General features: G+C 53.2%; 9 protein-coding genes. 5 read left to right on the top strand and 4 right to left on the bottom strand.

Translation table 11 applies throughout. The features are described from left to right. Positions 1 to 835: ABC transporter permease (locus tag EQY_RS0110180; protein ID WP_000561811.1), on the bottom strand; the 835-nt coding region annotated here is incomplete at its 3' end. Further along, on the bottom strand, positions 832 to 1,518 hold the full coding sequence (gene ybbA, locus EQY_RS0110175; RefSeq protein WP_001110581.1) for a putative ABC transporter ATP-binding protein YbbA: 687 nt from the start codon (positions 1,516 to 1,518) through the stop codon (positions 832 to 834). The genes EQY_RS0110180 and ybbA, both read right to left, overlap by 4 nt. Here ybbA and tesA point away from each other — a divergent pair. Genes tesA through cnoX form a run of 3 tightly spaced genes read left to right on the top strand, consistent with a single transcriptional unit; the run spans position 1,489 to position 3,826 of the window. Then, positions 1,489 to 2,112: a multifunctional acyl-CoA thioesterase I/protease I/lysophospholipase L1 gene (gene tesA / locus EQY_RS0110170; protein ID WP_001295836.1), complete on the top strand. Its 624-nt coding sequence runs from the start codon at positions 1,489 to 1,491 to the stop codon at positions 2,110 to 2,112. The two genes, ybbA and tesA, sit on opposite strands and share 30 nt — an antisense overlap. Continuing rightward, on the top strand, positions 2,102 to 2,911 hold the full coding sequence (gene ybbO / locus EQY_RS0110165; RefSeq protein ID WP_000148964.1) for an NADP(+)-dependent aldehyde reductase: 810 nt from the start codon (positions 2,102 to 2,104) through the stop codon (positions 2,909 to 2,911). Before tesA ends, ybbO begins: the two co-directional genes overlap by 11 nt. Before the next feature lie 60 nt (positions 2,912 to 2,971). Next, complete coding sequence (gene cnoX / locus EQY_RS0110160; RefSeq protein WP_001295322.1) at positions 2,972 to 3,826, top strand: chaperedoxin; 855 nt, start codon at positions 2,972 to 2,974, stop codon at positions 3,824 to 3,826. Positions 3,827 to 3,888: 62 nt separating this feature from the next. On the opposite strand, the gene fetB is transcribed toward cnoX, so the two are convergent. Both fetB and fetA read right to left on the bottom strand, forming a co-directional pair. Continuing rightward, positions 3,889 to 4,668, bottom strand: coding sequence for an iron efflux ABC transporter permease subunit FetB (gene fetB, locus EQY_RS0110155; protein WP_010347707.1), 780 nt, complete (start codon positions 4,666 to 4,668; stop codon positions 3,889 to 3,891). Further along, on the bottom strand, positions 4,655 to 5,332 hold the full coding sequence (gene fetA, locus EQY_RS0110150) for an iron efflux ABC transporter ATP-binding subunit FetA (protein ID WP_001157527.1): 678 nt from the start codon (positions 5,330 to 5,332) through the stop codon (positions 4,655 to 4,657). Before fetA ends, fetB begins: the two co-directional genes overlap by 14 nt. A 145-nt stretch (positions 5,333 to 5,477) precedes the next feature. On the opposite strand from fetA, the gene EQY_RS0110145 reads away from it, so the two are divergent. Continuing rightward, positions 5,478 to 6,395, top strand: a complete 918-nt coding sequence (locus tag EQY_RS0110145) for an SPFH domain-containing protein (RefSeq protein WP_000904498.1) — start codon at positions 5,478 to 5,480, stop codon at positions 6,393 to 6,395. Beyond that, on the top strand, positions 6,392 to 6,850 hold the full coding sequence (locus EQY_RS0110140; RefSeq protein WP_000571573.1) for an NfeD family protein: 459 nt from the start codon (positions 6,392 to 6,394) through the stop codon (positions 6,848 to 6,850). The genes EQY_RS0110145 and EQY_RS0110140 overlap by 4 nt, the downstream gene beginning before the upstream one ends. The last annotated feature ends 23 nt before the right edge of the window (positions 6,851 to 6,873 follow it).

Here is a 6,873-nt window from a genome sequence, read left to right as displayed (position 1 = left end):
TTTTGAGGATCGCCACCAGATCGTAGCGACTGCGACAGTAATGATTCATCGCCACAGCCACCGCTGCCACTGCCAGCAGCAAGGTCAGAAGCGCCGAAAGCAGCAGGAACTGCTGCGAGCGTTCCATCGATCGCCCCAGCGCGCCTTCGTCCTGTTCCAGCCCGTACCAACGTTGTTCGGGTTTAAGCTGGGGTAACAGCCATTTCTCATAGCCGTCGAGCTGGTTCTCGTTGCCGCCGAATTTATAGCGCCAGGTGACGCGACTCCCCGGCTGCACGGCTCCGGTTTTATCGACATCCGCCAGGTTCATCATCAGACGCGGAGCCATCTGGAAGGGGTTAAAACCGGAATCCGGTTCCTGAATTACTTCTCCGGCAATCCGCAGTGTGGCATCGCCCACGTCGATGGTGTCGCCCGTTTTCAGGTTAAGGAGCGCCATCAGGCGTGGGGCCAGTAATACGCTGCCCGCCTGCGGTTTCAGGTCTGGGGGATTAGTTTGCAGATCGCCATACATCGGGTAGATATCATCCACCGCTTTGACGTTCGCCAGCTGCGGAGTGTCGCCCGCAAAGGTCATAGTGGCGAAAGTCAGCTGCTTGCCGACTTTCAGGCCGCGCTTTTGCGCTTCCTCCAGCCACGCTTGCGGCACTTCGCGCGAACTGCGCAACGCCCGATCGCCCGCCATAAACTCCCGGCTTTGCTGGCTTAAACCTTTCTCCATGCGATCGCTGATATTGCCCAGCGCCAGCACGCAGGCCACCGCCAGGCTTAGCGCCAGCCAGACAATTAATAGCGACGGCGAGCGCCATTCGCGCCAGAACCAACGTGCAATCATGCTTCCTCCTGCAATTGCCCGTTCACCAGCCGTAAGCAGCGGTCGCAGCGTGCCGCCAGTTGCAGGTCGTGGGTCACCATAATCAACGTGGTGCCATGCTCACGGTTGAGGGAAAACAGCAGGTCGGCAATTTTATCGCCCGTCTGGCGGTCAAGGTTGCCGGTAGGTTCATCGGCAAACAGCACATCAGGCCGACCGTTAAAGGCTCGCGCCAGCGCCACACGTTGCTGTTCGCCGCCGGAAAGCTGTGCCGGAAGATGATCAAGACGTTTACCCAGCCCTAACTGTTCGAGCAACGCTTTCGCTCCGTTACGACTTTCCACGCTACTCTCACCGCGCAGCAGCGCCGGAAGCTCGACGTTTTCCAGCGCGTTAAGGGTAGGAATTAACATAAATGACTGAAAAACAAAGCCGACGTGCTTCGCGCGCAACTTTGCCCGCGCTTCTTCGTCCATATTATGTAGCGGTTGTCCCACCAGACTCACTTCGCCACTGCTGCCGTCATCCAGCCCGGCGAGGATCGCCAGTAAGGTTGACTTACCCGATCCCGACTCGCCCACCAGTGCGATGGTTTCGCCACGTTTGACAACCAGCTCAACTCCGGTGAGGATGGAGAGTTCATGCTCCCCCTGACCGACGGACTTCTTAAGATGATGAACTTCAACAATGTTTTCCGCTGGCATTTGCCCTTCCTGTTCCTGGTTCTGTTAACCTTCCGTGCCGCCGCAGCGGACACGTTATTAATTCTGGGTGATAGCCTGAGCGCCGGGTATCGAATGTCTGCCAGCGCGGCCTGGCCTGCCTTGTTGAATGATAAGTGGCAGAGTAAAACGTCGGTAGTTAATGCCAGCATCAGCGGCGACACCTCGCAACAAGGGCTGGCGCGCCTTCCGGCTTTGCTGAAGCAGCATCAGCCGCGCTGGGTGCTGGTTGAACTGGGCGGCAATGATGGATTGCGTGGTTTTCAGCCACAGCAAACCGAGCAAACGCTGCGCCAGATTTTGCAGGATGTCAAAGCCGCCAACGCTGAACCATTGTTAATGCAAATACGTCTGCCTGCAAACTATGGTCGCCGTTATAATGAAGCCTTTAGCGCCATTTACCCCAAACTCGCCAAAGAGTTTGATGTTCCGCTGCTGCCTTTTTTTATGGAAGAGGTCTACCTCAAGCCACAATGGATGCAGGATGACGGTATTCATCCCAACCGCGACGCCCAGCCGTTTATTGCCGACTGGATGGCGAAGCAGTTGCAGCCTTTAGTAAATCATGACTCATAAAGCAACGGAGATCCTGACAGGTAAAGTTATGCAAAAATCGGTCTTAATTACCGGATGTTCCAGTGGAATTGGCCTGGAAAGCGCGCTCGAATTAAAACGTCAGGGTTTTCATGTGCTGGCAGGTTGCCGGAAGCCGGATGATGTTGAGCGCATGAACAGCATGGGATTCACCGGTGTGTTGATCGATCTGGATTCGCCAGAAAGTGTTGATCGCGCTGCCGACGAAGTGATCGCCCTGACCGATAATTGTCTGTATGGGATCTTTAACAATGCCGGATTCGGCATGTATGGCCCCCTTTCCACCATCAGCCGCGCGCAGATGGAACAGCAGTTTTCCGCCAACTTTTTCGGCGCGCATCAGCTCACCATGCGCCTGTTACCGGCTATGTTACCGCACGGTGAAGGGCGTATTGTGATGACCTCATCGGTGATGGGATTAATCTCCACATCGGGTCGCGGCGCTTACGCGGCCAGTAAATATGCGCTGGAGGCGTGGTCAGACGCGCTGCGCATGGAGCTGCGCCACAGCGGAATTAAAGTCAGCCTGATTGAGCCGGGGCCCATTCGTACTCGTTTCACCGACAACGTCAACCAGACGCAAAGTGATAAACCGGTCGAAAACCCCGGCATTGCTGCCCGCTTTACGTTGGGGCCGGAAGCGGTGGTCGCCAAAGTGCGCCACGCTTTTATTAGCGAGAAGCCGAAGATGCGCTATCCGGTGACGCTGGTGACCTGGGCGGTAATGGTGCTCAAACGCCTGCTGCCGGGGCGCGTGATGGACAAAATATTGCAGGGGTGAGTTGAAGCGCACGCTTAAGCCCCCATGTCAAAGAAAATATCGACAACAGAGAGCGACTCCATGTCCGTAGAAAATATTGTCAACATTAACGAATCTAACCTGCAACAGGTTCTTGAACAGTCGATGACCACACCGGTGCTGTTCTATTTTTGGTCTGAACGTAGCCAGCACTGTTTGCAGTTAACCCCAATTCTGGAAAGCCTCGCGGCGCAGTACAACGGGCAATTTATTCTGGCGAAGCTGGACTGCGATGCGGAGCAGATGATTGCCGCCCAGTTTGGTCTGCGCGCGATTCCGACCGTATATCTGTTCCAGAACGGGCAACCGGTAGACGGCTTCCAGGGGCCGCAACCGGAAGAGGCGATCCGCGCCCTGCTGGATAAAGTGCTGCCGCGCGAAGAAGAGCTGAAAGCGCAGCAGGCGATGCAACTGATGCAGGAAGGCAATTACACCGACGCCCTGCCATTGCTGAAAGACGCCTGGCAATTGTCGAATCAGAACGGGGAGATCGGCCTGCTACTGGCAGAAACGCTGATTGCGCTGAACCGTTCTGAAGATGCAGAAGCGGTGCTGAAAACCATTCCGTTGCAGGATCAGGACACCCGCTACCAGGGGCTGGTGGCACAAATCGAACTGCTGAAGCAGGCGGCTGATACGCCGGAAATTCAACAGTTGCAACAGCAGGTGGCGGAGAATCCTGAAGATGCCGCACTGGCAACGCAACTGGCGCTACAGTTGCATCAGGTTGGGCGTAATGAAGAGGCGCTGGAGTTGCTGTTCGGGCATCTGCGTAAAGATCTCACTGCCGCAGACGGTCAGACGCGTAAAACGTTCCAGGAGATCCTCGCTGCGCTGGGTACGGGTGATGCACTGGCGTCAAAGTATCGCCGCCAGCTGTATGCATTGTTGTATTGATATTCCGTTGATCGGCACATGAACCACAACGCCGGATGCGATGCTGCGCATCCGGCATCGCATCATTTCTTCTTCAATTGCGTCACCACCAACTGGTGGCGCGAATTATAAAACTTACGATAGGTTAAATAGCAGGCAATAATGGTCGACAAGCTGGCGGTTGAGAGCAGCATAAAGGTCACCATAATCTGATATTTAATCGCCTTCACCGGATCAATCCCGGCAAATATCAGCCCGGACATCATTCCTGGTAAACTCACTAAGCCAACCGTTTTTGCTGAATCGACCGTCGGAATTAAAGCCGCGCGAATACTGTCGCGAATCAATATCGCTGAAGCCTGCTTCGGCGTCGCGCCAAGACTCAGTTTCTCCTGAATCTGTTGCTGTTCGCTAATCACCCGTTGCCCTAAATTGTTGTAACACAACCCCACCGCTACCATGGCGTTACCGGCAATCATCCCGGCGATAGGGATCACCTGCATCGGGATAAATTCAATCGACCCTGAGAGAATCAGCACCGCCAGGGTAATTCCCGCCCCGACCGTAATGGCAATAAACGATGAGATAAAAGCTTTAGCAATATATTTACTGCGTTTTTGCGCGTTCCACGCCGCATTAAAGCAGATAAATAACACCATCAATAATGTCAGGCTGGCATCATCCACGCTGAAAATATACTTCAGCACATAGCCGACAATAATCAGTTGGATTATTGCGCGCCCGACGCTCCAGAGAATATCTTTCTCCAGTGCCAGTTTTTCTTTATGGCTAATTAAGATTGCCACCACCACCAGCATTAATGCCAGTGCTAATGATTCGTTGGTAATATTATGCGTGTTCATAGCGTGCTTCCTGCATTTCTCCGGCATGCGGTTGCAGCGCAATCACTTTATCCGCATGATTAATTTCATCTTTATCGTGTGTTACCCACAGTACGGCAATATTTTGCTCGCGCACATAACGGTGGATCATCTCATTAACGTTATGTTTATTACTTTCATCCAGTGCACTGGTTATTTCATCCAGCAATAAAACCTTCGGCATAAATTGCAGGTTACGAATCAATGAGATGCGTTGTTTTTCACCACCAGATAGCTCGGCGATATTCTTCGTCAAAATGCTGTCCGGCAAAGCGAAGCGTTCGAGAAAATCGAGAAAAATGGCCGGGTCAGGCTGCTGGTTACGGATCTGCCAGGGAAAAATCAGGTTATCGTATACCGTGTCGCCAAACAACACTGGTGTCTGGGCACAGTAGGAGACTTGCTGGCGATACTCCTCTGGCTTCAGGGTGAATATATCTTCGCCTGCAAATAGTAACGTTCCACTACTCGGACTGATTAATGAAGCAACAATTTTTAGTAGCGTACTTTTGCCGCAGCCGGAAGGGCCGGTAATTAACTTAAATTCGCCAGCACGCAGCGAAAAATTGATGTTATTGAGAATCTTCGTATCGCCCACCTGATATCCAACATTTTGCAGTTGGAGCAAAAGACTATTTTCCTGCATTACCCATCCCTTTTTCTGATTTTTACTAAAAACAGTTTATCCTCCGCAAGAATAAGGGGGAACTCTCTTTCAGTAATCAGGTATAATTTGTTTAATCAAGCAGCAATTTTGCTCTTTATGGACGGTACAACAGGAGGTTTTTCCGATGCTTATTTTTATCCCGATTCTCATTTTTGTCGCGCTGGTGATTGTCGGCGCGGGCGTCAAAATCGTGCCGCAGGGCTATCAGTGGACGGTAGAACGTTTTGGTCGCTATACCAAAACGTTACAGCCGGGGCTCAGTCTGGTGGTGCCATTTATGGATCGCATTGGTCGCAAGATCAATATGATGGAGCAAGTGCTCGATATCCCTTCCCAGGAAGTTATCTCGAAAGATAACGCCAACGTGACCATCGACGCAGTCTGTTTTATTCAGGTGATTGATGCCCCGCGCGCCGCTTATGAAGTCAGCAATCTGGAGCTGGCAATCATCAACCTGACCATGACCAACATCCGTACCGTGCTTGGCTCAATGGAACTGGACGAAATGCTCTCCCAGCGCGACAGCATTAACTCGCGCCTGCTGCATATTGTCGATGAAGCCACCAACCCGTGGGGGATTAAAGTCACCCGTATTGAAATTCGTGATGTGCGCCCACCGGCAGAGCTTATCTCTTCGATGAACGCGCAGATGAAAGCGGAACGTACCAAACGCGCTTACATCCTTGAGGCGGAAGGGATCCGTCAGGCGGAAATCCTCAAAGCCGAAGGTGAAAAACAGTCGCAAATACTGAAAGCGGAAGGCGAACGTCAGTCGGCGTTTTTACAGGCTGAAGCGCGAGAACGTTCCGCCGAAGCGGAAGCTCGCGCGACCCAAATGGTGTCTGAAGCCATCGCCTCCGGTGATATTCAGGCGGTGAACTACTTCGTAGCACAGAAATACACCGAAGCGTTGCAACAGATCGGTTCGTCCAGTAACAGCAAAGTGGTGATGATGCCATTAGACGCCAGCAGCCTGATGGGGTCGATTGCCGGGATTGCCGAACTGGTGAAAGACAGCGCCAACGAGCGAAATAAATCATGATCGAGCTGCTGGTAGTACACCCGCATATTTTCTGGCTGAGTCTCGGCGGTTTATTGCTGGCTGCCGAGATGCTGGGCGGAAACGGTTATCTGTTGTGGAGCGGTGTCGCGGCGGTGATTACTGGTCTGGTGGTCTGGCTGCTGCCGCTGGGTTGGGAGTGGCAAGGGGTGATCTTTGCCGTCCTGACGCTGCTCGCCGCCTGGCTGTGGTGGAAATGGTTGTCACGGCGGGTACGCGAACAAAAGCACAGCGACAGTCATTTAAACCAGCGTGGCCAGCAGTTGATTGGCAGGCGGTTTGTGCTGGAATCGCCGCTGGTCAACGGGCGCGGTCATATGCGCGTCGGCGACAGTTCATGGCCTGTCAGCGCCAGCGAGGATCTCGGCGCAGGTACGCATGTTGAGGTGATTGCGATTGAAGGGATAACGTTGATCATCCGTGCGGTCATCGCCTGATGCGACGCTGACGCGTCTTATCA

Origin of the sequence: Escherichia sp. TW14182 (assembly GCF_000208525.1) — a bacterium.
Classification (GTDB): Bacteria; Pseudomonadota; Gammaproteobacteria; order Enterobacterales; family Enterobacteriaceae; genus Escherichia; species Escherichia ruysiae.
Note: the sequence above shows the minus strand (reverse complement) of the source record. Positions and strands in the feature narration are given on the sequence as shown.

Coding starts and splice junctions, on each gene's coding strand:
- tesA (WP_001295836.1), top strand. CDS start 1,489: ATGAACTTCAACAATGTTTTCCGCTGGCATTTGCCCTTCCTGTTCCTG.
- ybbA (WP_001110581.1), bottom strand. CDS start 1,518: ATGCCAGCGGAAAACATTGTTGAAGTTCATCATCTTAAGAAGTCCGTC.
- ybbO (WP_000148964.1), top strand. CDS start 2,102: ATGACTCATAAAGCAACGGAGATCCTGACAGGTAAAGTTATGCAAAAA.
- cnoX (WP_001295322.1), top strand. CDS start 2,972: ATGTCCGTAGAAAATATTGTCAACATTAACGAATCTAACCTGCAACAG.
- fetB (WP_010347707.1), bottom strand. CDS start 4,668: ATGAACACGCATAATATTACCAACGAATCATTAGCACTGGCATTAATG.
- fetA (WP_001157527.1), bottom strand. CDS start 5,332: ATGCAGGAAAATAGTCTTTTGCTCCAACTGCAAAATGTTGGATATCAG.
- EQY_RS0110145 (WP_000904498.1), top strand. CDS start 5,478: ATGCTTATTTTTATCCCGATTCTCATTTTTGTCGCGCTGGTGATTGTC.
- EQY_RS0110140 (WP_000571573.1), top strand. CDS start 6,392: ATGATCGAGCTGCTGGTAGTACACCCGCATATTTTCTGGCTGAGTCTC.